The sequence below is a fragment of the Pseudomonas sp. G11-1 genome, from assembly GCF_024031555.1.
GTDB lineage: Bacteria > Pseudomonadota > Gammaproteobacteria > Pseudomonadales > Pseudomonadaceae > Halopseudomonas > Halopseudomonas bauzanensis.
Window position 1 is genome coordinate 199,185 of record NZ_QEYQ01000003.1, and the last position, 23,659, is coordinate 222,843.

22 protein-coding genes and 2 pseudogenes are annotated in these 23,659 nt (G+C 62.8%); 8 read left to right on the forward strand and 16 right to left on the reverse strand.

Going from position 1 to position 23,659, the window contains the following annotated elements; all coding sequences use genetic code 11:
- Nucleotides 1-44: 44 nt before the first annotated feature.
- A complete protein-coding gene (gene alr / locus DHB74_RS11175; RefSeq protein ID WP_036991545.1) occupies nucleotides 45-1,115 on the reverse strand; it encodes an alanine racemase in 1,071 nt (356 codons plus the stop codon).
- 195 nt (nucleotides 1,116-1,310) lie between these two features.
- Here alr and DHB74_RS11180 point away from each other — a divergent pair, with 195 nt between their 5' ends.
- Nucleotides 1,311-2,618, forward strand: coding sequence for an NAD(P)/FAD-dependent oxidoreductase (locus DHB74_RS11180; RefSeq protein WP_074779070.1), 1,308 nt, complete (start codon nucleotides 1,311-1,313; stop codon nucleotides 2,616-2,618).
- 14 nt (nucleotides 2,619-2,632) lie between these two features.
- Here DHB74_RS11180 and DHB74_RS11185 read toward each other — a convergent pair whose 3' ends face one another.
- From DHB74_RS11185 to DHB74_RS11210, 6 genes are all read right to left on the reverse strand, one after another.
- On the reverse strand, nucleotides 2,633-3,967 hold the full coding sequence (locus DHB74_RS11185) for a ribonuclease J (RefSeq protein ID WP_136868548.1): 1,335 nt from the start codon (nucleotides 3,965-3,967) through the stop codon (nucleotides 2,633-2,635).
- A 44-nt stretch (nucleotides 3,968-4,011) separates the two neighbouring features.
- Nucleotides 4,012-5,241 (reverse strand): nucleoside recognition domain-containing protein, encoded by a 1,230-nt coding sequence (locus DHB74_RS11190; RefSeq protein WP_136868549.1) that lies wholly within the window; start codon nucleotides 5,239-5,241, stop codon nucleotides 4,012-4,014.
- Nucleotides 5,242-5,259: 18 nt separating this feature from the next.
- Nucleotides 5,260-6,126, reverse strand: a complete 867-nt coding sequence (locus tag DHB74_RS11195) for an N-acetylmuramoyl-L-alanine amidase (protein ID WP_136868550.1) — start codon at nucleotides 6,124-6,126, stop codon at nucleotides 5,260-5,262.
- Entirely contained in the window at nucleotides 6,126-7,007 is an 882-nt protein-coding gene (locus DHB74_RS11200) for an endonuclease/exonuclease/phosphatase family protein (protein WP_036991552.1), read from the reverse strand. The genes DHB74_RS11195 and DHB74_RS11200 overlap by 1 nt, the downstream gene beginning before the upstream one ends.
- Before the next feature lie 14 nt (nucleotides 7,008-7,021).
- Nucleotides 7,022-7,648: a thiol:disulfide interchange protein DsbA/DsbL gene (locus DHB74_RS11205; RefSeq protein WP_499161480.1), complete on the reverse strand. Its 627-nt coding sequence runs from the start codon at nucleotides 7,646-7,648 to the stop codon at nucleotides 7,022-7,024.
- Nucleotides 7,649-7,809: 161 nt separating this feature from the next.
- The gene (locus DHB74_RS11210; RefSeq protein ID WP_036991556.1) at nucleotides 7,810-8,418 is read right to left on the reverse strand and encodes a c-type cytochrome; all 609 of its coding nucleotides are present in this window, start codon (nucleotides 8,416-8,418) and stop codon (nucleotides 7,810-7,812) included.
- A gap of 279 nt (nucleotides 8,419-8,697) precedes the next feature.
- On the opposite strand from DHB74_RS11210, the gene yihA reads away from it, so the two are divergent.
- A complete protein-coding gene (gene yihA, locus DHB74_RS11215) occupies nucleotides 8,698-9,357 on the forward strand; it encodes a ribosome biogenesis GTP-binding protein YihA/YsxC (protein WP_036991558.1) in 660 nt (219 codons plus the stop codon).
- Nucleotides 9,358-9,559: 202 nt separating this feature from the next.
- Here the strand turns inward: yihA and polA are convergent, their stop codons facing one another.
- Nucleotides 9,560-12,304 carry a DNA polymerase I gene (gene polA / locus DHB74_RS11220; RefSeq protein WP_499161482.1) on the reverse strand — a complete coding sequence of 915 codons (2,745 nt, stop codon included), beginning with the start codon at nucleotides 12,302-12,304 and terminating at the stop codon, nucleotides 9,560-9,562.
- A 75-nt stretch (nucleotides 12,305-12,379) separates the two neighbouring features.
- On the opposite strand from polA, the gene DHB74_RS11225 reads away from it, so the two are divergent.
- Nucleotides 12,380-12,667 (forward strand): DUF2782 domain-containing protein, encoded by a 288-nt coding sequence (locus tag DHB74_RS11225; protein WP_036991562.1) that lies wholly within the window; start codon nucleotides 12,380-12,382, stop codon nucleotides 12,665-12,667.
- A gap of 9 nt (nucleotides 12,668-12,676) precedes the next feature.
- Entirely contained in the window at nucleotides 12,677-13,630 is a 954-nt protein-coding gene (locus DHB74_RS11230; protein ID WP_136868551.1) for a homoserine kinase, read from the forward strand.
- Nucleotides 13,631-13,685: 55 nt separating this feature from the next.
- Here DHB74_RS11230 and DHB74_RS11235 read toward each other — a convergent pair whose 3' ends face one another.
- Nucleotides 13,686-14,777, reverse strand: a complete 1,092-nt coding sequence (locus DHB74_RS11235; protein ID WP_499161483.1) for an NADH:flavin oxidoreductase/NADH oxidase — start codon at nucleotides 14,775-14,777, stop codon at nucleotides 13,686-13,688.
- 83 nt (nucleotides 14,778-14,860) lie between these two features.
- Here DHB74_RS11235 and DHB74_RS11240 point away from each other — a divergent pair, with 83 nt between their 5' ends.
- A complete protein-coding gene (locus DHB74_RS11240) occupies nucleotides 14,861-15,166 on the forward strand; it encodes an ArsR/SmtB family transcription factor (protein WP_036991565.1) in 306 nt (101 codons plus the stop codon).
- A gap of 48 nt (nucleotides 15,167-15,214) precedes the next feature.
- On the opposite strand, the pseudogene DHB74_RS11245 reads toward DHB74_RS11240, so the two are convergent.
- From DHB74_RS11245 to znuA, 3 genes and pseudogenes are all read right to left on the reverse strand, one after another.
- A pseudogene (locus DHB74_RS11245) lies at nucleotides 15,215-16,300 on the reverse strand (methyl-accepting chemotaxis protein); the annotation flags it as partial.
- Nucleotides 16,298-16,843 (reverse strand): annotated as a pseudogene (locus DHB74_RS11250) (MCP four helix bundle domain-containing protein); the annotation flags it as partial. The pseudogenes DHB74_RS11245 and DHB74_RS11250, both read right to left, overlap by 3 nt.
- 147 nt (nucleotides 16,844-16,990) lie before the next feature.
- Complete coding sequence (znuA, locus tag DHB74_RS11255; RefSeq protein ID WP_499161484.1) at nucleotides 16,991-17,959, reverse strand: zinc ABC transporter substrate-binding protein ZnuA; 969 nt, start codon at nucleotides 17,957-17,959, stop codon at nucleotides 16,991-16,993.
- 67 nt (nucleotides 17,960-18,026) lie between these two features.
- On the opposite strand from znuA, the gene DHB74_RS11260 reads away from it, so the two are divergent.
- From DHB74_RS11260 to znuB, 3 genes are read left to right on the forward strand one after another with little or no spacing between them, the layout of a single operon-like run.
- A complete protein-coding gene (locus DHB74_RS11260) occupies nucleotides 18,027-18,521 on the forward strand; it encodes a Fur family transcriptional regulator (RefSeq protein WP_036991566.1) in 495 nt (164 codons plus the stop codon).
- Nucleotides 18,518-19,294, forward strand: coding sequence for a zinc ABC transporter ATP-binding protein ZnuC (gene znuC / locus DHB74_RS11265; protein ID WP_499161485.1), 777 nt, complete (start codon nucleotides 18,518-18,520; stop codon nucleotides 19,292-19,294). Before DHB74_RS11260 ends, znuC begins: the two co-directional genes overlap by 4 nt.
- Complete coding sequence (gene znuB, locus DHB74_RS11270; protein ID WP_036991568.1) at nucleotides 19,287-20,072, forward strand: zinc ABC transporter permease subunit ZnuB; 786 nt, start codon at nucleotides 19,287-19,289, stop codon at nucleotides 20,070-20,072. The genes znuC and znuB overlap by 8 nt, the downstream gene beginning before the upstream one ends.
- A 14-nt stretch (nucleotides 20,073-20,086) precedes the next feature.
- Here znuB and aroE read toward each other — a convergent pair whose 3' ends face one another.
- The 4 genes from aroE to dprA all read right to left on the reverse strand — a co-directional run bounded on the left by aroE (nucleotide 20,087) and on the right by dprA (nucleotide 23,601).
- Entirely contained in the window at nucleotides 20,087-20,902 is an 816-nt protein-coding gene (aroE, locus tag DHB74_RS11275; protein ID WP_499161486.1) for a shikimate dehydrogenase, read from the reverse strand.
- Nucleotides 20,902-21,834 carry an oxygen-dependent coproporphyrinogen oxidase gene (hemF, locus tag DHB74_RS11280; protein ID WP_499161488.1) on the reverse strand — a complete coding sequence of 311 codons (933 nt, stop codon included), beginning with the start codon at nucleotides 21,832-21,834 and terminating at the stop codon, nucleotides 20,902-20,904. Before hemF ends, aroE begins: the two co-directional genes overlap by 1 nt.
- An 11-nt stretch (nucleotides 21,835-21,845) precedes the next feature.
- Nucleotides 21,846-22,403, reverse strand: coding sequence for an L-threonylcarbamoyladenylate synthase type 1 TsaC (gene tsaC, locus DHB74_RS11285; RefSeq protein WP_074779049.1), 558 nt, complete (start codon nucleotides 22,401-22,403; stop codon nucleotides 21,846-21,848).
- A 70-nt stretch (nucleotides 22,404-22,473) separates the two neighbouring features.
- The gene (gene dprA / locus DHB74_RS11290) at nucleotides 22,474-23,601 is read right to left on the reverse strand and encodes a DNA-processing protein DprA (RefSeq protein WP_499161489.1); all 1,128 of its coding nucleotides are present in this window, start codon (nucleotides 23,599-23,601) and stop codon (nucleotides 22,474-22,476) included.
- Between the last annotated feature and the right edge of the window lie 58 nt (nucleotides 23,602-23,659).

A 23,659-nucleotide genomic window follows, 5' to 3' on the forward strand; every position in this document is an offset into this window, starting at 1 on the left:
ATTGCACGGCTGTGCATTATTTTCAACGCAGCCCCCTGCCGGAATCAGACCTGATAGCGCCGCGGTACCCGGTTCAGATTGCAGAACAACTGGTAGGAAATGGTCCCGGCATGGCTGGCCACCTCGCCGGCATCCAGCCCATCGCCCCAAAGCCGTACGTGGCTGCCCAGCCCGCTACCCGGCAGCCCGGTCAGATCCACCGTCAGCATGTCCATGGAGACCCGCCCGCTGATGCAGGTGCGCTGGCCGTCCACCAGTACCGGTGTGCCGTCCGGCGCATGACGCGGATAACCATCGGCATACCCCATGGCGACCACCCCGATGCGGCTCGCCCGGCGGGTGACGAACCGCGAGCCGTAGCCGATGGGTTCGCCCGCCGCAATGTTGTGTACCGCGATCACCCTCGAATCCAGCTGCATCACCGGCCGCAGCTGCGCGGCCTGCTCCTGGGCAAAGTCGAAGGGGCTGGACCCGTACAGCATGATGCCGGGCCGGACCCAATCGCCATAGGCGCTGGGCCAGGCCAGCACGCCGGCGGAATTGCTCAGGCTGGCTGGGCCGTCGAGCCCTGCGGTCGCTTGCGCGAAGGTCTCCAGCTGCTCCTCGGTTCGGCCGGTTTCCGGTTCATCGGCCCGGGCAAAGTGGGTGATCTTGGTCAGGCTGGCGACCTTGTTGCTGGCCTGCAATTCACGCCAGATCTGCGGATACTCAACTGGAGAGAAGCCGGTACGATGCATACCGCTGTCGAGCTTCAACCAGACCTGCAGCGGCCGACTCAGGTTCGCTTCGCGCAGGTCAGCCAACTGTCCGTGGTGATGCACCACCGGCCATAGATCATGGCGGCAGATCAGCTCCAGCTCGGCGGCCTCGAACCAGCCTTCGAGCAGCACTATGGGTTGCCGGTGACCCGCTTCGCGCAGGGCCAGTGCCTCCTCGATCGCCGCGACCGCGAAACCATCAGCATCCTCGTTCAGGGCAGCGGCGCACTCCAGCGCCCCGTGGCCATAGGCGTTGGCCTTGACCACCGCCAGGGCGTTACAGCCGGTCAGGCGTTTGGCCAGACGGTAATTATGGCGCAGGGCCGATAAGTCGATCAGGGCATAGGCTGGGCGCATGGCAGGTCCACAGGCAAGTAAGTACTGAAACGATGGGTGCGGCGGGAGGTCGCTGGCGGCAAGAATAGCAAATTATCCCGACAAAAGCCGCGAGCAATGTCCGCTGCTCCGGCGCCACGGCATGCCAGGGCTTCTGTGGCAGGACAATTGCCGTTATCCTGCCGGTCTGTATTTCCGCTGTGCGACGGAGCTTCCATGTCACGCCACACCATCCATTCCGCCGATTACCCCAACTCCTGGTACCTTGCCTCACGCAACCGCGAGACGCTCTTGCCGATACTGGAAGGCGAGGAACAGGCCGATGTGTGCATCATCGGCGGCGGCTTTACCGGGCTGAATACCGCCATCGAACTGGCCCAACGCGGGCTCTCGGTGGTGCTGCTGGAAGCGCGGCGGATTGGCTGGGGTGCCAGCGGCCGCAACGGTGGCCAGTTGATCCGCGGCGTCGGCCATGACGTCGATCAGTTTGCCGGTGTCATCGGCGCGGAGGGCGTGCGCGATCTCAAGCTGATGGGTATCGAAGCGGTCGACATCGTCCGCGAGCGCGTGGCCGAGTTCGCCATCGATTGCGATCTCACCTGGGGCTATTGCGACCTGGCAAACAAGCCGCGCCATCTCGACGCCTTTCGCGCTGATCGGGACGAGTTGTTGTCGCTGGGCTATCAGCATGAACTGAAAATCGTCGAGCCCGACCAGATGCGCAGCGTGGTCGGCTCTGATCGGTATGTCGGTGGGCTGATCGACATGGGCTCGGGGCACCTGCATCCGCTGAACCTGGCCCTGGGCGAAGCAGCAGCGGCCCAGTCGCTGGGCGTGCGGTTGTTCGAGCGCTCGGCGGTGACCGCCATTGATCATGGCTCGACCATCACCGTGCACACCGACCGAGGACGGGTACGCGCCGCCCAGTTGGTGCTCGCCTGCAACGCTTACCACAGCGGCCTGCAGCGTCGCCTCGATAGCCAGGTCATTGCCGCCGGCAGCTACCTGATCGCCACCGAACCGCTGTCACCCGAACTGGCCGCCGAGCTGATTCCCCAGAACATGGCGCTCTGTGATCAGCGCGTGGCGCTGGATTACTACCGGCTGTCTGCCGATCGGCGTCTGCTGTTCGGCGGTGCCTGCCATTACTCGGGGCGTGACCCGGCGGACATTGCCGCCTACATGCGACCGAAGATGCTCAAGGTCTTCCCGCAGCTGGAGGCCACCCGTATCGATTACCAGTGGGGCGGCATGATCGGCATCGGCGCCAATCGCCTGCCACAGATCGGCCGCCTGCCCGATCAGCCCAACGTGTTCTACGCCCAGGCCTACTCCGGCCACGGCGTCAACGCGACCCACCTGGCCGCCCGCATCCTCGGCGAGGCCATGACCGGCCAGGCCAGTCGCGGGTTCGACCTGTTCAGCCAGGTGCCGCATATGGCCTTTCCCGGGGGCGAACTGTTCCGCTCGCCATTGCTGGCGTTGGGGATGTTGTGGCAGAAGATCAAGGAACAGAGTTTCTGAGGGGGGCGGGGGATCTACCGCTGCACCTCGATCAACCCCCACGGCACCTCAGCCACCCGACAAGGCTGACCACTCAGGTCGATCAGATCGCCGTTACCCGGTACCAGCCCACCGATACCCAGACCGCGGGCAAACTCCATGTGGGCCTGCTGATGGTAAGGCTCGCCATGCACCGGCAGCAGATAGCGCGGCCGCAGCCAACCATATAGCTGGCGCAGATCTTCCTGGGGTGGGTGGCCGGACGCGTGGATGGGGGCCATGTCGTCATCGATGATGTGCACGTCCTGCCTGAGCAGGTTATGCTTGATGCGCTCCAGCGCTTCCTCGTTACCGGGAATCAGCCGTGAGGAGAACACCACGGTATCGCCGGGCGCCAGGGTGAGGTGCGGATGACTGCCCGCCGCCAACCGGCCCAGCGCGGCAGCCGGCTCGCCCTGGCTGCCGGTACAGATCCATAACTGCTGATCGCGCGGCAGAAAACCCAACTCCCAGGGGCCGATAAACCCCGGACGGGCCCGCAGATAACCATGTGCCCTGCCAAAACTGTGCATGCTGACCAGGCTGCGACCGAGCAGGCCGGCGTAACGGCCGGTATCGAAGGCGATTTCCGCCAGGCTGTGCAGCCGTGCCAGGTTGCTGGCAAAACAGGTAACCACCACCCGCTGGGTGCAGGGGCGAATCGCATCCGACAGGCCGTCCTGCACCGCCGCTTCGGATCGGCTGGCGCCACTGCCCGGAGCATTGGTCGAGTCGCCGATCACCACGTCCACGCCTTCACGGCCGATGGCACGCAGCCGTCCCTCGGCGGTCAGTTCACCCACCAGCGGCTGGGCATCGAGCTTCCAGTCGCCGCTGTGGTAGATGCGCTTGCCGGCTACCTGCAAGAGAATGCCGTGGGATTCGGGAATCGAGTGGGTGACGGGTATCCATTCAGCCTGGAAGGCACCGAGCCCGATAGGCTCCAGCGGCCGGATCTCATGCAACGGCGGCCATTCCAGATTCTGCGCCAGCTTGTTGCGGATCAGCCGGGCAGTAAAGGGACTGGCATACAGCGGACAGCCGAGCTGGCGCCACAGGTAGGGAATGGCGCCGATATGGTCTTCATGGCCATGGGTGATCAACAGCGCACTGAGCTTGATATCGTGCTTTTCCAGCGCCTCGATGAGCGGAACGGCCACACGGCTGTCCCCGCTGGGCGTGGACTCCAGGGCGAAGCCACAATCGATGGCGATCCACTCGCCACCGGAGCCGTACAGATACAGGTTAGCCCCAAACATCCCCGCACCGCCCAAGGCCACGAAATACGGGCCGGGCTGGCGGTGCAACTGGTCAAAACGCGGTGCGGGCATGGGGCCTCCAATCAGGGTTCTGCTCTACAGCTTAGCAGGGCGCCTCAGCCGAAGAACCAGTAACACACCCCGATGGCGGTAAGCATACCGGCCAGATCGGCAGTCAGTGCGCAGCCCAGGCCGTGGCGGATGCGGGTGATACCGACCGCGCCGAAATACACCGCGATTACGTAGAAAGTGGTTTCCGTGCTGCCCTGGAAGGTCGCCGACAATAGCGCCGGGAAGCTGTCGACGCCGAAGGTGTCCATGGTCTCGATCATCATTGCCCTCGCGCCACTGCCCGACAGCGGTTTCATGAAGGCGGTGGGCAGGGCATCGATGAAGCGGGTATCCCAGCCGAACCCTTCCGCCAGCCAGCGGATGCCTTCCAGCCCGGCGTCCAGCACGCCACTGGCACGAAGTGCGCCGATGGCCACCAGCATGGCGATGAGAAACGGCAGCAGCGAGATGGTGAAGCTGAAGCCCTCCTTGGCGCCCTCGATGAAGGTGTCATAGACCTTGACCTTGCGCAGGGCCGCCACGCCCAGAAACAGGATGATGATGCCGAACAGGGTCAGGTTACCGACCAGCGACGAGGTGGCAGCCAGCGCCTGGGCGGACATACCGGCGAGGGTGGTGAGTAACAGGCCCAGCGCGGCTGCCCCGCCGAGCAGATAGGCCAGCACCACCGGATCATGCAGGCGCAGGCGCTGCATGAAGGCCACGGTCAGCAGGCCGACCAGGCTGGAAACGGTGGTCGCCAGCAGAATCGGCAAGAACACCAGGGTCGGGTCGGTCGCTCCCTGCTGCGCGCGATACATGAAAATGGTCACCGGCAACAAAGTCAGCGATGAACTGTTGAGCACCAGGAACAGGATCTGCGCGTTGGTGGCGGTATCCTTCTGCGGATTGAGTTCCTGCAGCGAGTGCATGGCCTTGATGCCGATGGGCGTGGCGGCGTTGTCCAGACCGAGGATATTGGCGGCGAAGTTCATACTGATATGCCCCAGCGCCGGATGCCCGCTGGGTACCTCCGGCATCAGCCGGCGGAACAGCGGGTCCAGCACGCGCGCGAGCAGGCGGATCAATCCAGCCTTCTCGGCGATCGCCAGAAAGCCCAGCCACAGGGTCATGGTGCCGACCAATACCAGCACGATCTCGACACTGAGCCGGGCCATATCGAACAGCGCCGCCACCAACCGGCTGAATACCTCGCTGTCGCCCATCCCAAGCCATTGCCAGAGCGCGGCAGCGAAGGCAGCAAGGAAGAAGCTCAGCCAGATTCCATTGAGCATGGGTGGAGTGTTCCTTGGTCAGGGTAGGGTGATCGTGGGGGCGGGGGGTACAGTGAATTCGCTGACGCGGCTGATCTCGGCAAAACTGCCGGGAACCAGTGCCGCCAGTATGGCAGCGGTCTCTGCGTCCGGCAGACCATCATGGCGGGCCGGACGAAAACGCATCTGGAAGGCGGCGATCACATTGCGGGTCGCATTGGTCTGTCCGGGACGCGCCGCCAGGCTGTAACCAAAGCGCTCCAGGGCCATCTCGAACCAGGCCAGGGGCGGCGTCTGGCCGCCCAGCAGATGCTGATACTGCGTTACCCGCGCCGCATCAGGCCAGATGGCTACGCCCGCCTCGGCCAGTTGCCGCCAGGGGAACAGCGGCCCGGGATCAAGTTTGCGCTGCGGTGCTATATCGCTATGGCCAATAACCCGCTCCGGCGGCAGGCCGTGCCGCTGCAGAATGTCCTGCAACAGCGGAATCAGCCGGTCGATCTGCGCCTGATCCCAGGGCTGCCATTGGCGCCCTTCGGAGGTGTCATGGTAGCCGGGGTGCACGATCTCGATGCCGATGGAACTGGCATTGAGCCAGGTGCGGCCCTGCCAGCTACTATCACCGGCGTGCCAGGCACGGCGGTTCTCGTCCACCAGGCGGTAGATGGTCGGCGGATTGGCATCGATCAGGTAATGGCTGCTGACCTCACCCAGGGTCAGGGTATTCAGCGCCCGGGCCGAGTTCGAGGAGGTGTAGTGCAGGATCACATACTGCACGCGGCTATCCTGACCACGGGCGGTATGGCTGGTGTCGATCACCAGGCCACGACTGCAGCCGGCCAGTGCCAGACAGATCAACAGCAGCCCGGAGAGTGTATGAACCGGGCGCGACCAACGCCAGCGCATCAATCTACCGCTGGCGTCGGGAGGTGGCAGAGGCTGGGCGGCAGGCGGATGTGCATGGACACCGGCAGGTGATCGGAGATCGGCTGCGGCAACACGTCCACCTGCTCGATGTTGAGGCTGGGGCTGAGCAAGATGTGATCCAGTACGCGGGCCGGCTTCCAGCTCGGGTAGGTGCCGGGCAGGCTGGCAGTGTGCAGATTGCTGCCGCTCAGCGGTGAGCGCTCCAGCAGGTCTTCGGCATGGGTATTCATGTCCCCCATCAATACCACATGGGCATGATCGGCGATGCGCTCGCGGATGTAAGCCAACTGATTGGCGCGGGTACGGGTGCTTAGCGCCAAGTGCATCATCACTACCAACAGGCTGTCCGGGCCCTGGCCGAAGCTGGTGAGAATCGCACCACGACCGGGCAACATGCCGGGCAGCTTGTGGTCTTCCAGCAGTTTCGGCTGGTAGCGGCTGAGAAACCCGTTGGAGTGCTGGGCGAAGCGCCCGAGATTGCGATTGAGCTGCTGATACCAGAAGGGGAACTGGCTTTCCTTCGCCAGATGCTCCACCTGATTGACGAAGCCCGAACGCAGGCTGCCACCATCGACCTCCTGCAGCGCAACGACGTCGAAGTCGTTGAGCAGCTGGGCGATCTGCCCGAGGGTGTGTTGGCGCCGCGCGTGGGGCAGCACATGCTGCCAGCCACGGGTCAGATAATGATGGTAGCGCTGGGTGTTGATACCCACCTGGATGTTGAAGCTGAGCAGCCGCAATACATCGGGCAGCGGCTGTTCAGTATCACCGCAGGCCCAGTTCGGATTGGTCTGCAGGCAGGCGGGCGCCATGGAACCCTGAGTAGCGCGTCGCCATGGAATATTGCCCGTTGCAATCATCAAAGCATCCTTGGTCAGGAACGTTCCTGATCCACCAGGTATTCTGCGATTTTCAGCATTTCCTCGAAGCTGCCGGCCATGCCGCCTTCGATTCGATATTTGCCGTTGACGATCAGCGTGGGTACGCCAGTGGCGCGATAGGCCTTGGCCAGTCGCTTGGCCTGGCTCATCTTGAGGTTCACGCCGGCGGACGCCCAGGTCTTGCGGAACTCATCTTCATCGACGCCGTATTGTGCCAGCAACTTGACCATGGCATCGGTGTCAGCCAGGCGGTTGCCCTGGTTGTGGATAGCCTGGAATACCGCTGCGTGGGCGTCACCCAGCTGGTTCATGCTTTCCAGAGTGTAGAACAGCTGGCCATGGGTGTCCCAGGCGCCGCCGAAGAAAGCGGGGACGGGACGGAAGTGTACGTCCTCGGGCAGGGTTTTCTTCCACTCGCCGATGATCGGCTCGAAGGTAAAGCAATGACCACAGCCGTACCAGAACAGTTCGGCCACTTCGATCTTGCCCGGCTCCTGGGTCGGCGCCACGGCGGGCAGCTCGACGTAATGCACGCCGGCCTTGTACTGGGTTTCCTGAGCCTGAACCATTGCCAGGCTGCCCATCAGCCATACCAATCCAACAGTCAACAACTTGCGCATGTATCTCTCCAGACAATCTTTCTGTGACATTCAGGCCATCATGATGGCAAAAAGGTTCCCCGGTGCGCTATTCCGCAAGCCGGTTGGGTTTTCTACAGTCGCAAAAAAGGGCAGCCGCAGCCACCCTTTTTTTAACACCAGCTATTGCAGCGCAACTGGGATCAACGCAGACCCTGGATATAGTTCGAAACGGCCTCGATATCCTTGTTGCTCAAACGCGAAGCGATGGTCTGCATGATCATGGCATCACCATCGTTGACCCGGTCGCCTTCACGGAAGTCGGTCAGCTGCTTGGCAGTGTAGGTGGCATGCTGCCCAGCCAGCTGCGGGTAGGCCGCCGGGTCGTTGCCCTGGCCAGTCGGTGAATGGCAACCAGTGCAAGCCGGCAGACCTGTGGCAAGGTCGCCGCCACGGTAGATGGCTTCACCACGTGCCGCCAGCTCGGGATCGGCAACGCCGCGAGCCGGCGTTTGCGCTGCATAAAAAGCTGCAGCGTCAGCCAGGTCCTGATCACTCATGTTAGCCACGATGGCGGTCATTTCCGGCACCACTCGTACGCCTTCCTTGATCTCGACCAGCTGCTTGAGCAGATAGCGCTCGCCCTGACCGGCCAGGTTCGGCCAGTTCGGCATGATGCTGTTACCATCGTTTCCGTGACAGGCTGCACAGACGGCCACCTTGCCCTGACCGGCTTCGGCATCACCCTGCAGCGCATGGGCCGAACCGGCCACACCGAGGGATAACACCAGACTTACAAGTAATTTATTCATCGGCTAATCCAATTACGGCTAAAAGAAAAATCAGGCCTGGTCCGCGTCCGGTCTCGATGACCGCGTTATGTGCAGACAGCCTCGACGCCTGGCAACAGTAATACAGGCCGGCTCGAATAAGCGCCCATGCTAGCCGCCCCTCGGAAGCAGCGCAATGGCCATACTGTCGCAGTGCCTGCCACGATATTAAACCGCGGCATTATATACTAAGCTAGCCGCTGACGTGAATGCATCTAGGGTCTGTTCCCGTTTGACCCTACCACACAAACCGGATATTCCATGCCCCCAGCCACACCGCTCCCCATTCTCTGCCAACAAGCCAGCTTCATCAAAAGCGCCAGCCAGGTCGACCAATGCCCGCCAGACCAGGGTTACGAAGTCGCCTTTGCCGGGCGTTCCAATGCCGGCAAGTCCAGTGCATTGAATACCCTGACCCACGCGCGCTTGGCTCGGACCTCGAAAACCCCGGGGCGCACCCAGTTGATCAACTTCTTCGCCCTCGATGATACCCATCGCCTGGTCGATTTGCCCGGCTACGGCTACGCCAAGGTGCCGCTGGAGTTGAAGGAGCACTGGAAAAAACACCTGGACGCCTATCTTACCCAACGGGATTCGTTGGCCGGCGTGGTGCTGGTGATGGATATCCGCCATCCACTGTCGGCCTTCGACCGCATGATGCTGGATTGGGCGAATGTTGCCGGCCTGCCGGCGCATATCCTGCTGAGCAAGACCGACAAACTGTCCTTCGGCGCGGCCAAGGGCGTGTTGCTCAAGGTGCAGAGCACGGTACGCAAGGAATTCGGCAACCGCGCCAGCGTGCAGCTGTTCTCCTCGCCCAAACGCCAGGGTATCGACGAGGCCCATGCGGTGCTGGAGAGCTGGCTGTACCCCGCCGAAGATACCGAGCAGGACGAAGACCAGCCGGCAGCCACCGAATAACAGGCAAAAAAAACCCCGAACTTCTATGGGGAGGGAAGGTTCGGGGTTCAACAACCGGGCTGTGCTAGGAAAGGGATGCCCGGTATTCTGCCAACACTAAATCACATCTAAGGAGCATGAAGGGCTTGACTGGCCATTCATAGTCTCTGACCGGGCGGTTTCCGGGGAAGTTCCCCGGCCGCTGAAAATTATTTCTTGCCGGTCAATGGGCCTCGTCCCAGTTGTCACCGATGCCGGTTTCAACCAGCAGCGGCACGTCCAGCTCAGCCGCGGCGCTCATCCGTTCACACAGGCCGGCGCTGACCTGATCGAGCAGATCCTGGCGGACCTCCAGCACCAGTTCGTCGTGCACCTGCATGACCACCCGGGCATCCAGCCCCGAGCTCTGCAACCAGCGGTCAACCTCGATCATCGCGCGTTTGATGATATCGGCGGCGGTGCCCTGCATCGGTGCGTTGATCGCGGTACGCTCGGCACCCTTGCGCATGGCCTGGTTCTTCGAGTGGATCTCCGGCAGGTACAGGCGCCGACCGAACAGGGTTTCGACGAAGCCCTTCTCCGCCGCCTGGGCGCGGGTGTCTTCCATGTAGCGCAACACCCCGGGATAGCGGGTGAAGTAGCGGTCGATATAATCCTGGGACTGCTTGCGGTCGACACCGATCTGCTTGGCCAGGCCGAAGGCGCTCATGCCGTAGATCAATCCGAAGTTGATCGCCTTGGCGCTGCGCCGCTGGTCGTTGCTGACCTCATCCAGAGCCACGCCGAAGACTTCGGCCGCGGTGGCCCGGTGCACGTCCAGGCCCTTGCGAAAGGCATCCAGCAGGCCTTCGTCCTGGGCCAGATGCGCCATGATGCGCAACTCGATCTGCGAATAGTCCGCGGCCATGATCTTGTAGCCGGGCGGTGCGATGAAGGCCTGGCGGATGCGCCGGCCCTCGGCGCTGCGGATCGGAATGTTCTGCAGGTTCGGGTCGGAGGAGGACAACCTGCCGGTCGCGGTGACCGCCTGGTGATAACTGGTATGGATGCGCCCGGTGCGCGGGTTGATCTGTTCCGGCAGGCGGTCGGTGTAGGTGCTCTTGAGCTTGCTCACCGTGCGGTATTGCATGATCACCTGGGGCAGCTCGTAGCCCTGGTCGGCCAGCTCGGCGAGTACCGATTCAGCAGTGGATGGCTGGCCTTTGGCGGTCTTGGAGATCACCGGCAGGCCTTGCTTCTCGTAAAGGATGGCACATAGCTGCTTCGGCGAGCCGAGGTTGAATTCCTCGCCGGCCAGTTCGAAGGCCTGGCGCTCCAGCGCGACCATCTTGTCGCCCAGCTCGCGGCTCTGGATACCCAGCAGCTTGGCATCGACCAATGCGCCGCTGCGCTCGATGCGGGCCAGCACCGGCACCAACGGCATCTCGATCTGTTCCAGTACCTTGGCCAGGGAGGTGATGCCCTGCAGCTTCTGCCACAGGGTCTGGTGCAGGCGCAGGGTCAGGTCGGCGTCTTCGGCGGCGTAGGGGCCGGCCTGTTCCAGCGCGATCTGGTCGAAGGTCAGCTGTTTTGCGCCCTTGCCGGCAATATCCTCAAACCGCACGGTGCCGGTGCCCAGGTATTTCAGCGCCAGGCTGTCCAGATCGTGGCGGGTGGCCGTGGAGTCCAGCACGTAGGATTCGAGCATGGTATCGAACGCCACGCCCTGCACCTGGATACCGTAATGCGCCAGCACGTTCATGTCGTACTTGGCATGTTGCGCGACCTTGCGCTTGCCCGGATCTTCCAGCACGGGCTTGAGCGCCGCCAGCACCTGGTCGCGGTCGAGTTGGTCAGGCACACCCATGTAATTGTGGGCCAGTGGCACATAAGCCGCTTCGTGGGGGCTGACCGCAAAGGAGATGCCGACCAGGTCCGCCTGCTGGGCATGGATGCTGGTGGTTTCGGTATCGAAGGCGATCAGCGTGGCGTTCTGCAGCCGGTTGAGCCAGATATCGAAGCGCGCCTGGTCGAGAATGGTCTCGTATTCCGGCTCGACCGCCTCCGCCTGGTTCGGCGCCTCCACCGCCTCGCCGGCAGCTTTCGCCTCGCGCAGCAGATCGTCGAGCCAGTTCTTGAATTCCAGCTTGCGATACAGCTCGATCAGCGCTTCGCGGTTGGGCTCGGTCGGATGCAGGGCGTCGACCCGCACGTCCAGCTCCACATCCACCTTGATGGTCGCCAACTGGTGGGACAGATAGGCCATGTCCTTATGTTCGAGCATCTTCTCCGCCAGCTTCTTGGCACCGCGGATCGGCAGCTCGGCAATTTTGTCCAGGTTGGCGTAGATCACATCCATGCCGCCGCCCAGGCCGGTCAGCAGACCCAACGCGGTTTTCTCGCCCACCCCCGGTACGCCGGGGATGTTGTCTACCTTGTCGCCCATCAGCGCCAGGTAATCGATGATCAGCTCGGGGCCGATACCAAACTTCTCACGCACGCCATCCGCATCCATCACCGTGCCGGTCATGGTATTGACCAGGGTGATGTGGTCGTCGACCAGCTGCGCCATGTCCTTGTCACCCGTGGAAATCACTACCGGACAGCCCAGCGCGGCGCTCTGCCGGGCCAGGGTACCGATCACATCGTCGGCCTCGACACCATCGATGCACAGCAGCGGCAGGCCAAGGGCCTTGACGCTGGCATGCAGCGGCTCGACCTGCAGGCGCAGATCGTCGGGCATGGGTGGGCGATGGGATTTGTAATTCTCGAACAAGGCATCACGAAAGGTCGGCCCCTTGGCATCGAAAACCACCGCAAAAGGGCTGTCCGGGTACTGTTTGCGCAGGCTCTTGAGCATATTGAGCACGCCCTTGACCGCGCCAGTGGGCTTGCCGGTGGAGGTGGTCAACGGCGGCAACGCGTGGAAGGCCCGATACAGATAGGAGGAGCCGTCAACGAGAATCAGCGGGGCAATGGAGTCAGTCATGCGTCAGGTCAGCGTTCCAGAAGAAAAAGGGGCTAGAATGACCTTAACGTCATTCCACTAAAGGACAAGGTTAACATGACACGCATGATTGGCCGCGGGTTGGCTGCACTGACATTGATCGCCAGTTTCGCCGTAATGGCACAAGAACCGCCACTCACCGGCGAGCCGGATGTGACCATTCGTCAGGAGGGCGACAAGACCATCGAGGAGTACCGCATGAACGGCTTCCTCTATGCGATCAAGATCACGCCGAAGAACGGTGCGCCCTATTTTCTGGTCGCCGTGGACGATGATGGCAACTTCACCCGGGCCGACAACCCCAACGGCCTGCGCATTCCCTCATGGAAGATCTTCGAGTGGTAAGGCGCTGACATGTCGGTATTCACTCCGGTCGAGCGACCTGAACTGGAAGACTTTCTGCAGCGCTTCGAGCTCGGCCGGCTGATCGATTACAGCGGCATCGCCGGCGGCACCGAGAACAGCAACTTCTTCGTCGCCACCGAGCGGGGCGAATACGTGTTGACCCTGGTCGAACGTGGCCCGATCGCCGAACTGCCGTTTTTCATCCAGTTGCTCGACCGCCTGCAGCAGGCTGGCTTGCCGGTGCCCTATGCCCTGCGCGACCGCAGCGCTATCGCCCTGCATCGTCTCAATGATCGACCGGCATTGTTGCAGCCAAGGTTGCCGGGGCGGCATATCGATACCCCGGATGCCAGCCATTGCCAGGCGGTCGGCCAGACGCTGGCGCGACTGCATGATGCCACGGCGACCAGCGGTCTGCTGCGCCCAAGCGATCGGGGACTGGCGTGGATGACCACCGAGACCCGGGCGCTGCTTGAGCGCTGCGAGCCGCGGGCCCGCGCCACGCTGCATGCCATGCTGCCGGTATTGGACCGGCTGCGTCAGCAACGACCGATACTGCCCGAGGCGGTACTGCATGGGGACCTGTTCCGCGATAACGTGCTGTTCGATGGCCATCACCTGACCGGCATCATCGATTTCTACAATGCCTTCAGCGGCTGGACGCTGTATGACGTCGCCATCTGCGTGAATGACTGGTGCCTGGCAGACGAGGGCGGCCTGGACGAACGGCGCACCGAAGCGCTACTGGCCGGTTATGCCAGCCACCGACGCTTTACCCCCTTGGAAGCGGAACACTGGCCTGACCTGCTACGCCTGGCGGCGCTGCGCTTCTGGTTATCACGGCAGCTGGCCGCCGACCGTCATGCCGAACACAGCGGTGTGCTGATCAAGGAGCCGACGCACTTCCAGCGGCTGCTGGAGGCGCATGGGACTATTGCGGTGGGGTTGCCATTGGCGCTGTAACCACGCCTTCTGAAACCATGGGGTGTCGAGTTCCCTCTCGACACCGGCCAGCGGCTCAGTAGCGCGCCAGCCAATGGGCATAGGGCGCAGGCAGGGTCGCCCAGGATGCCTTTTCAAGCTTGAGTTCCCGGGCGGCGTAGTAGGCCCAGTGCGGGTTGGCCAGATGTGCCTTGCCGACCATGACCAGGTCCAGTTGGCCATCCTGTACCGCTTTTTCCGCAATATGCGGCTCACCGAAGCCCCAGGCCGAGGCAACCGGAATACCCGCTTCGCGACGTACCCGCTCGGCGATGGGGCCCATAAAGGCTGGCGCCCAGGGAATCCGTGCCTCGGGAATGTTGAAGCCGATGCTGACGCTCATCAGATCCAGTCCACCTTCCTTGAAGCGGCGGGTCAGGTCGATGGACTCGGTCAGGGTCTGCTCGTCGTTGCCATCAAATTCCAACACGCCAAAGCGCATGGTCAGTGGCAGATGCGCTGGCCATACCTCGCGCACCGCAGCGAAGGTTTCACGCAGGAAGCGACTACGGTTCTCGTAGTTGCCGCCATAGGCATCGGTGCGCTGATTGGAATGCTCGGAGAAGAAGCTCTGCGCCAGATAGCCATGGGCAAAGTGCAGCTCAAGCCACTCGAAACCGACTTCCAGCGCGCGCCGGGCAGCAGCGACGAAGTCATCACGTACCCGGGCGATATCGTCCAGGGTCATTTCCTGCGGCTGCTTGCTCAGGTTTGCGCCAAAGGCAATGGGGGAGGGCGCGATGGTCTGCCAGCCGCGCGCGTCGTCGTTGGCGATGTGGTCGTCCCCTTCCCAGGGATTATTGGCACTGGCCTTGCGACCGGCGTGGGCGATCTGGATGCCCGGCACGCCTCCGTGCTGCTTGATTGCCCGGACGGTCGGAATGAACGCCTGGGCCAATTCATCGTTCCAGATACCGGCGCAATCGGGAGTGATGCGCCCTTCCGGCGCCACGGCAGTGGCTTCGACAATGACCAGGCCGGCTCCACCGCGGGCCATGCCGGCATAGTTCTGCAGATGCCAGTCGTTCACCAGTCCATCGACGGCGCGGTACTGACACATGGGAGGTACGGCAATCCGATTGCGCAGGGTGATGTCCTTCAGGGTGAAGGGCTGGAATAACGCGGACATGAACAATTCCTGTGATGGGGATGAGTTGTTCGATTTTATTCGAACAATGGATCAAAGACAAACCCCAAGGTAGAATTATTGTCATGAGACCTTTCAAACATCCTGCTCCCGATCAGTTCGTACTCGAGCGTGTGCTCTATGCGCTGAGTGATCCGGTGCGTCTGGAAGTCGTGCAACGCCTGGCCCAGGTAGCCGAGGCCAGTTGCGGCGAACTGGACGGTGGCCGGCCCAAATCGAGCATGTCCCACCACTTCCGGGTGCTTCGCGACGCGGGCCTGGTCTGCACCTATGGCGTAGGCACCAGCCATATGAATTCCCTGCGCCGGGAAGAGATGGACAGCCGCTTCCCCGGGTTGCTCACCGCCATTCTGGGTAACAAGGGGACCTGAAGCCGGGGCGGGCTTGCGCCGCCCGGCTTGCCTTTCGCCAGCCGCCGCTCAGGTCTGAAAGCGGGTCACCAGCTCGTTGAGTTCCACTGCCAGGCGTGACAGCTCGCGACTGGCAGCGCTGGTCTGCTCAGCGCCAGCGGCTGTCTGGGTCGAAAGATCCCGGATATTCACCAGATTACGATCGACCTCATTGGCCACCTGGGCCTGCTCCTCGGCAGCGCTGGCAATAACCAGGTTGCGCTCATTGATCTGGCTGACGGCAGCAGATACCAGCGCGAAGGCATCACCGGCCTGCTGCGACTGTTGCCGGGTACTGGCGGCCATGGTATCGCTGATCTGCATGGCCGCCACGGTGCGCTCGCTGCCCTGCTGGATATTGCCGATCATCGCCTCGATTTCTGCGGTCGACTGCTGAGTACGATGGGCCAGCGCACGCACCTCGTCGGCCACTACCGCAAATCCCCGGCCATGTTCACCTGCGCGAGCCGCCTCGATGGCGGCATTCAGCGCCAGCAGATTGGTCTGCTCGGCCACGGCGCGAATCACATCCAGCACGCCGCTGATGTGCTGCGCATGGCTGGCCAGCGCCTCGACCTCCTTGGCCGTGGAGTGGATATTGTCCGACAGCTGCTGCATGCTGATCTGGGTCTGGGCGATCTGTTCACCGCCCTGATTGGCGCTCGCCGCAGTGCTCTGGGATTGCTCGGAGGTCTGCACGGCGTTGCCGGCGACTTCTTCCACCGCCGCGCTCATTTCATTGACCGCTGTGGCTGCCTGCTGAATTTCATCATTTTGTCGCTGCAGGCTGCGGGTCGCATCTTCGGTGACCGCATTCAGCTCCTCGGCGGCCGAGGCCAGTTGCGAGGAAGAGTTGGCGATACCCTGGATGGTGTTGCGCAACTTGCCCTGCATATCTGCCAGAGCCCTTAGCAGTCGAGCCGCTTCGTCGCGGCCGGTCACGTGAATCTGCTGGGTCAGGTTGCCGGTGGCTATCACCTCGCTGACTTGCAGCGCCTGCCGGATCGGCGCAATGATGCTGCGGGTCAGCAGCCAGGCCAGCAGCAGCGTCAACGCCGTGGCTATCACAATGGCCAGGATGACCTGGCGGATCGCGGACTGATAACTCTGCTCAGACTGCGCCGCGGCGGTATTGGCGCCGGCAATAATCAACGTCTCCAGCTGAATCAGTTGGGCGGTGGCGGCATCGGCAATGGGGTTGAGTTGCTGATCGAGTATCTGCAATGCCCGCTCGCGATTGCCGGCATCCAACTCAACGGCCATCTCACCCGCCACGGTCATGTAGTTCAGCCGCTGTTGATGATAATCATCGAAAATGCGCTGCGGATGAGGTGAGGTGATGGCCTGATCGAGAGCAGCCTCCGCTTCCATCAGGTTCTGCTCCAGCGTGCCCATACGCTGGCGTTGTTGGCGGATGTCCTGCGGGTCGGTGGACAGCAGCGAGCGCAGGGCATATATCCGATACCGCATGAAGTTCTGATTGAGACTGTTCAGCTCCTGCAGGTTGGGCAGCCATACCTGCTCTATTTCTATCGTCTGGTCGTGAATACTGCTGGTCTCGCGAAGTGCCATGAAACCCAACAACAGAACGACGACAGCCATGGCAACGAAGCCGCCAGTCAACCGGGCGGCAATCGAGATATTGCGCAAATTAATCATGCACCTTTTCCTGTCAGCAGGTGTATACGGAAAAACACCCCATGCTTCGCTTTCAACATGGGGTGCTTTGGATACCTCTATATCGGCCCGGCTAGCCTGAAGCTTGAGCCGGGCGCAGAACGGAGCGACAGGAGGATCGGAACAGGATCAGAGTGCTTCGAGACAGTCGGCCAGGGCATTGCCCAGGGATTCAAGCAGTTGCTCGTAGCTGCCGGAGCTCGCAGAAATAGTGGTCCCCATCGGGTCCAGTTCAGCCTCATGTACCGGCATGCCGGCGCTCAGGGTGGCGAGACGCTCGGCGGGGAACTGCGGTTCCCGGAAGACACAGCTCGGACCGGCAGCGGCCAGCTGTTGGCGCAGCTCATGCAGATGCCGAGCACCGGGCTGCAGCTCCATCGACAGGGTGAATACGCCGAGCGGCCGCAGACCGACGCTGTCTTCCAGATAGCCATAGGCATCATGAAAAACGAAATAGGGCTTGCCGGCCAGGGGCTGCAGGCGTTGTTGCAGCTGCGCCTGCAACTGATCGAGTCGCTGGCTGAACTCAGCTGCGTTACGCTGCATTCGATCGGCATGCTCAGGATACAATTGCGCCAGATCGACAGCCATCCAGCGGGCAATCTGGCTGGCGTTAGCGGCGGACAGCCAGATATGCGGGTCCAGGCTCCCCGGCGCGTGTTGGTGATCGCCATGGTCATGCGTGCCGTGGTCATGGTCATGGTCATGGTCATGGTCATGGTCATGGTCATGGTCATGATTGTTGTCGGCGTGCTGCGCTCCATCAAAGCTGCGCAGGGTCAGACCGGGAACCTGGTCCAGCCGGCGGGCGGCGGACTGAGTGTCGAGCAGATTCTGCAGAAAGCGCTCCAGTTCCGGGCCCACCCAGTAAAGGCGGTCGGCCGCGGCGATCTGCCGTCGGTCGGATGGACGCAGAGCATAATTGTGCGGCGAGGCCGTTGGCGGCAGCAGTACTTCAGGCTCGGCGATACCGTCCAGCACAGCGGCGGCTATCAATTGCAACGGCTTGACGCTGGTAAGCACGCTGGGTGTAGCAGCCGTCACGGGAAAAGACAGGCTCAGCCCGCAGGCCAGGGCAAGCAGGAAACGCAGGATCATCGGACATACCTCGGATGTAGAATTGTTATATAATAACAGTCATCGTCAAATTCGCTATAGGGCCCGCATGAACAAATTCGTTTTGCCGGAACACCCCCACTGTCCCCATGACCACAGCCAGTGCGTCAGCGATGCGCTGAGCGCCGCCGAGCAGGTCTGCGAGCGGGCCGGGGCAAGACTGACCGCGCTGCGCAAGCGCGTACTGGAACTGGTCTGGCAAAGCCATCGACCGCTGGGCGCCTATGATCTGCTGGAAACCCTGGCGCGTGAGGACGACCGCAGGCCGGCACCGCCAACGGTTTACCGCGCACTGGACTTCCTGCAGGAGCAGGGACTGGTGCACCGCATCGCGTCACTGAACGCTTTTATCGGCTGCGCGAGTCCGGAACACACCCACCAGGGCCACTTCCTCATTTGCCGCAATTGTCGGGTCGCCATCGAGCTGGACCAGTCGCTGATCCATCCGGCCATTGCCAAGGTCGCAGACCAGATGGATTTTTCTGTGGAAGCGGAAACCGTGGAAATCGCCGGCCTGTGCAGTCAGTGCCGGGAGGCGGCATGAGCGATACGCTGCTCAGTCTCAGCCGAATCGGTCTGCAACGGCATGGCAATGCCATTCTCGAAGACATTTCCCTGCAGGTACGTCGTGGCGAGATCGTCACGCTGATTGGCCCCAATGGGGCCGGCAAGACCAGCCTGGTGCGTATCGTCCTCGGCCTGCTCAAGGCCGACAGTGGCAAGCTCCAGCGTCAGCCGCGTCTGCGGATCGGCTATATGCCGCAGAAATTGCAGATCGATGCCACCCTGCCGCTGACGGTGCTGCGCTTTCTGTTGCTGGCGCCCGGCGTCAAGCGCGCCGCTGCGCTGACCGCGCTGGAAGAAGTCGGTGCAGCTCACCTGGCGCAACGCCCGCTGCAGCAGGTATCCGGCGGTGAGCAGCAACGCATTCTGCTGGCCCGTGCTCTGCTGCGCCAACCTGACCTGCTGGTACTGGATGAGCCGGTGCAGGGAGTGGATGTGAATGGCCAGATCGAGCTGTATCAGTTGATCACCCGACTGCGCGATCGTTACGGCTGCGGGGTGCTGATGGTCTCCCATGATCTACATCTGGTGATGGCGACAACCAATACGGTGGTCTGCCTGAACCGCCATGTCTGCTGTTCCGGCCGGCCGGAACAGGTCAGTACCGACCCGGCCTTCGTCGCCCTGTTCGGCGAACAGGCCAGCGCCCTGGCCGTCTACAACCATCACCACGACCACAGCCATGACATGCATGGCGAAGTCATCGACGCTCCCCATCATCATCCGGACGGATCTACCTGCAAACATGCCTGACTTTCTTTTCTATGCGTTATTGGCGGGGCTCGGGCTGGCGCTGGTGGCGGGCCCGCTGGGCTCCTTCGTGGTGTGGCGGCGCATGGCCTATTTCGGCGACACCCTGGCCCATTCCGCCTTGCTTGGTGTGGCGCTGGGCATACTGCTGCAGCTCAACCTGACCCTGGCGGTAACGGCCGGATGCGTATTGCTGGCAGTATTGCTGGTGGCCATGCAGAACCGCAAATGGCTGGCCAGTGACACCCTGCTGGGGATCCTGGCCCACAGCACCCTGTCACTGGGTATCGTGGTGCTGGCGCTGACCGACAATGTGCGAGTGGACCTGCTGGCCTACCTGTTTGGTGACTTGCTGGCGATCACCTCGGCGGATCTGAACTGGATGCTCGGCGGACTGGTGGTCGTCATGGTGTTGCTGGCCTGGTTGTGGCGGCCATTGCTGTCAGTAACCGTGCATGAGGAGCTGGCGCGGGTCGAAGGCCTTCCGGTCAGCGGCATTCGCCTGGCATTGATGCTGCTGATCGCCATCGTCATTGCGGTGGCGATGAAGGTGGTGGGCGTGCTGTTGATCACTTCGTTGTTGATCATCCCGCCGGCCGCCGCTCAGCGCCACGCACGCACGCCGGAACAGATGGCGGTTGGTGCCAGTTGTCTGGGTTGTGTTGCAGTGCTCGGCGGGCTGGCGTTGTCGTGGAATCTGGATACGCCAGCCGGGCCGTCGATCGTGGTAAGCGCAGCAGGGCTGTTCATGCTGTCACTGCTGATACCGCGCCGGGCGTAAGCAACAGTTGATGCTCAGCCGCGCTGCCGCAGCGAGGCCAGCACCGGGGCGGTGTCAGGGCGCACACCGCGCCACAGGAAAAAGGCTTCCGCGGCCTGTTCCACCAGCATGCCCAGGCCGTCGATGCAGCGCGCTGCACCCTGCTCGGCGGCCCAGCGATTGAAGACCGTCGCCTCACTGGCATACATCATGTCGTAGCACCAGGTGTGCCCCGGACGGATCAGGCTGGGGGGCAGCGGCGGTAGCTGGCCGTCCAGGCTGGCGGAGGTGGCATTGATGATCAGGTCCACTGATTCCTCCAGCCAGTCGAAGCCGGCCGCGCTGATCGGACCCTGGTCCTTGAATAGCATGGCCAGCTGTTCGGCCTTCTCCACCGTACGGTTGACCACGCACAGCTGCGCCGGCCCGGCTTCGAGCAGAGGCTGGATGACGCCCCGCGCGGCACCACCGGCGCCAATCAGCAAGATCCGCTTGCCGGCCAGCGGCAACCCGGCGTTATGCTGAATATCCCGCACCAGGCCCTTGCCATCGGTGTTGTCGCCCAACAGGCTGCCGTCGTCCAGACGCTGGATGGTATTCACCGCACCGGCCCGTTCGGCTGCCGGCGTGCGGCTATCGACCAGCGCCCAGGCCTGTTCCTTGAAGGGGACGGTCACATTGACGCCACGACCCTCTTGCAGAAAATCCCGCAGAGTGCCGGCGAAATCATCCAGCGGCGCCAACAGCGCCTCGTACTGCAGCTGCTCGCCGGTCTGCCGGGCGAACAGGCCGTGGATCAATGGTGACTTACTGTGAGCGATCGGGTTGCCGATCACGGCATAGCGGTCCATCAATTCGCCCCCTTCAGCCAGTCGCGCGGCGGCAGAAACTCGGTCAGCAGGCGCGCTTCGGCACTGCCCGGCTCAGGCTCCCAGTTATAGCCCCAGCGCACGGTCGGCGGCAGCGACATAAGAATCGACTCGGTGCGCCCACCCGACTGCAGGCCGAACAGCGTGCCCCGGTCCCAGACCAGGTTGAATTCGACGTAACGGCCGCGACGATATTCCTGGAAGGCCTTCTGCTGCTCGGTCCAGGCGGTATGACGACGACGCTCGATGATCGGCAGGTAGGCTTCGAGATAGGCATCGCCGATGGCGCGCATGAATTCGAAGCAGCGCTCGAACCCCCATTCGTTGAGGTCATCGAAGAATAACCCGCCGATGCCCCGAGCTTCGTCGCGGTGGCGCAGATAAAAGTAGTCATCGCACCACTTCTTGTAACGCGGATAGACCTCGTCACCGAAGGGCGCGCAGGCATCGCGGGCGATGCGATGCCAATGGATGCAGTCTTCCTCGCTGGCGTAATAGGGCGTCAGATCGAAACCGCCGCCGAACCACCAGACCGGCTCGGCGCCTTCCTTCTCGGCAATGAAAAAGCGCACGTTGGCGTGGGACGTGGGCACATGGGGGTTGTCCGGGTGCATCACCAGGGATACGCCCATGGCCTGGAAGCTGCGCCCAGCCAGCTCCGGCCGATGGGCCGTGGCCGATGGCGGCATGCCGTCGCCAAAAACATGGGAGAAACCGACGCCGCCCTTTTCCAGCAGCGCGCCGTTTTCCATAATCCGCGAACGGCCACCGCCGCCACCGGGGCGCTCCCAGCTGTCCTCGACGAACCGGCCACGGCTGTCAGCCTGCTCCAGTGCCGCGCAGATGCGATCCTGCAGGTTCATCAGATAATCTTTGACGGCAGCCACATCGGTAGCATCGGGAATCGTATTCATCAGTGACTCTCTCAGGCTGAGCGGATGACGGTATCGGTTTGCAGATCCCTGATGATACTGGGATTGCGCTGCGCACCCAAAGCACCGGGCACGATATCGTCCAGGCGATCATGGAAATATTGCTCTACGCGCAGGCGTGTGCGGGCCGCCGGCCGGCCGGCGGGATTGGCTGAGGTGGAGACCAGCGGGCCGGCCGCGGCCGTCAGCTGACGAATCAGCGGATGGTCGCTGACGCGCAGGGCGACGGTGGCGTGGTTACCGGTAATCCATGGCGGCAGACGGCCCTGGTGCGGAACCAGCCAGGTATTCGGTCCGGGCCAGGACAATTGCAGTTTAGCCAACTGACTGTGCGGCAGATCCCACAGCAGGAATTCGAACTGCTCGGCACTGCCGGCGACCAGAATCAGGCCCTTTTCTACCGGTCGCTGCTTGAGCCACAGCAACCGCTCCACCGCCTCGGCTTTCCACGGATTGCAGCCCAACCCCCAGACCGCCTCGGTTGGATAGGCGATCACCCCTCCAGCCTGCAGCACCCTTCGTATCTGCCCCAACCGCCAACCCGCCAGCATAGTCCACCTCTTTGATTTGCGAGAGGCGACATTAGCCGAGCCAGCGGCCGGGCTCAAGGAAGTATTGCACTCAGCGAGTGCCGGTCAGCTGGCCACTGCGGGAATAACCGTGGGGCGTGTGTTGCACATAGCCGCTCAATTCAAGCTCCATCAGCCCCTGCAGCACCTGGTGAACCGGCAGGTTGCTTTGTCCGGCCAGCCAATCAGCCGTTACCGGATCATGGCCGATCCAGCGCCACAAGGGATGCCGGATGTGCTCGGTGACGGGCGGCTCGTCCGCTGCGGCAATGGCGTCGCGCAGCGGCAGGTGCAACACGCTGAGGATATCAGCGGTGGTTTCCACCAGGGTGGCACCATCGCGCAGCAGGCGATGGCAACCGCGGGCCTGCGGATTGTGGATCGAGCCCGGCATGGCGAACACCTCGCGATTCTGCTCCATGGCCAGCCGGGCAGTGATCAGTGAGCCGCTGTTGAGGCTGGCCTCGACCACCAGAGTGCCCATACTCAGGCCACTGATAATGCGGTTGCGCAGAGGAAACAGACCAGCATGCGGGGCGGTGCGCGGGGGCTGTTCAGAAACCAGCGCGCCGCCGGCGGCGACAATCGCATCGGCCAGTCGGCGATGCCGCCGTGGATAGCAATTATCCAGCCCCGTGCCCCATACCGCGATAGTCTGCCCGCCGGCATCCAGCGCACCCTGGTGAGCTGCGCCGTCGATGCCCAGCGCCATGCCGCTGGTGATGACCAGGCCGCTGTCGGCGAGGCTGTGGGCAAAGGCCCGGGCGGTGGCGGCACCCTGCGGACCGGGATGGCGGGTGCCGACCATGGCCAGTTGCGGGTCCGCCAACAGCGCCGGCTCGCCCTGCACGAACAGCACCAGCGGCGGATCGGTGATTTCCCGCAGTAGCGGCGGGTACGCCGGATCGTCGAAGGTCAGCAGATGGCAGCCCGGTTGCTCTAGCCACTGCAGGCTCTGCTCGACACGCTCCAGTATCGGACTATCGCCCTGCTGGCATTGCAGGATGGCGTTCTGGGTGCGCCGATTCAGCCCCAGGCTACCTAGGGTCAGCACATCAGCGCCGAATATCCGGATGGGGTCGGGATGCTGGTCGAGCAACTCGCGCCGCACGGCAGGGCCCAGCCCGAGCATGCTCAGGGCCAGCCAGGCTTGCCGGCGGTCGGTCAGATCGAGGGGCATGGAATCAGCCTTCTGCGGAACGAATGAAGGGCTGAGAACGGCACACACCCCCGCCCGA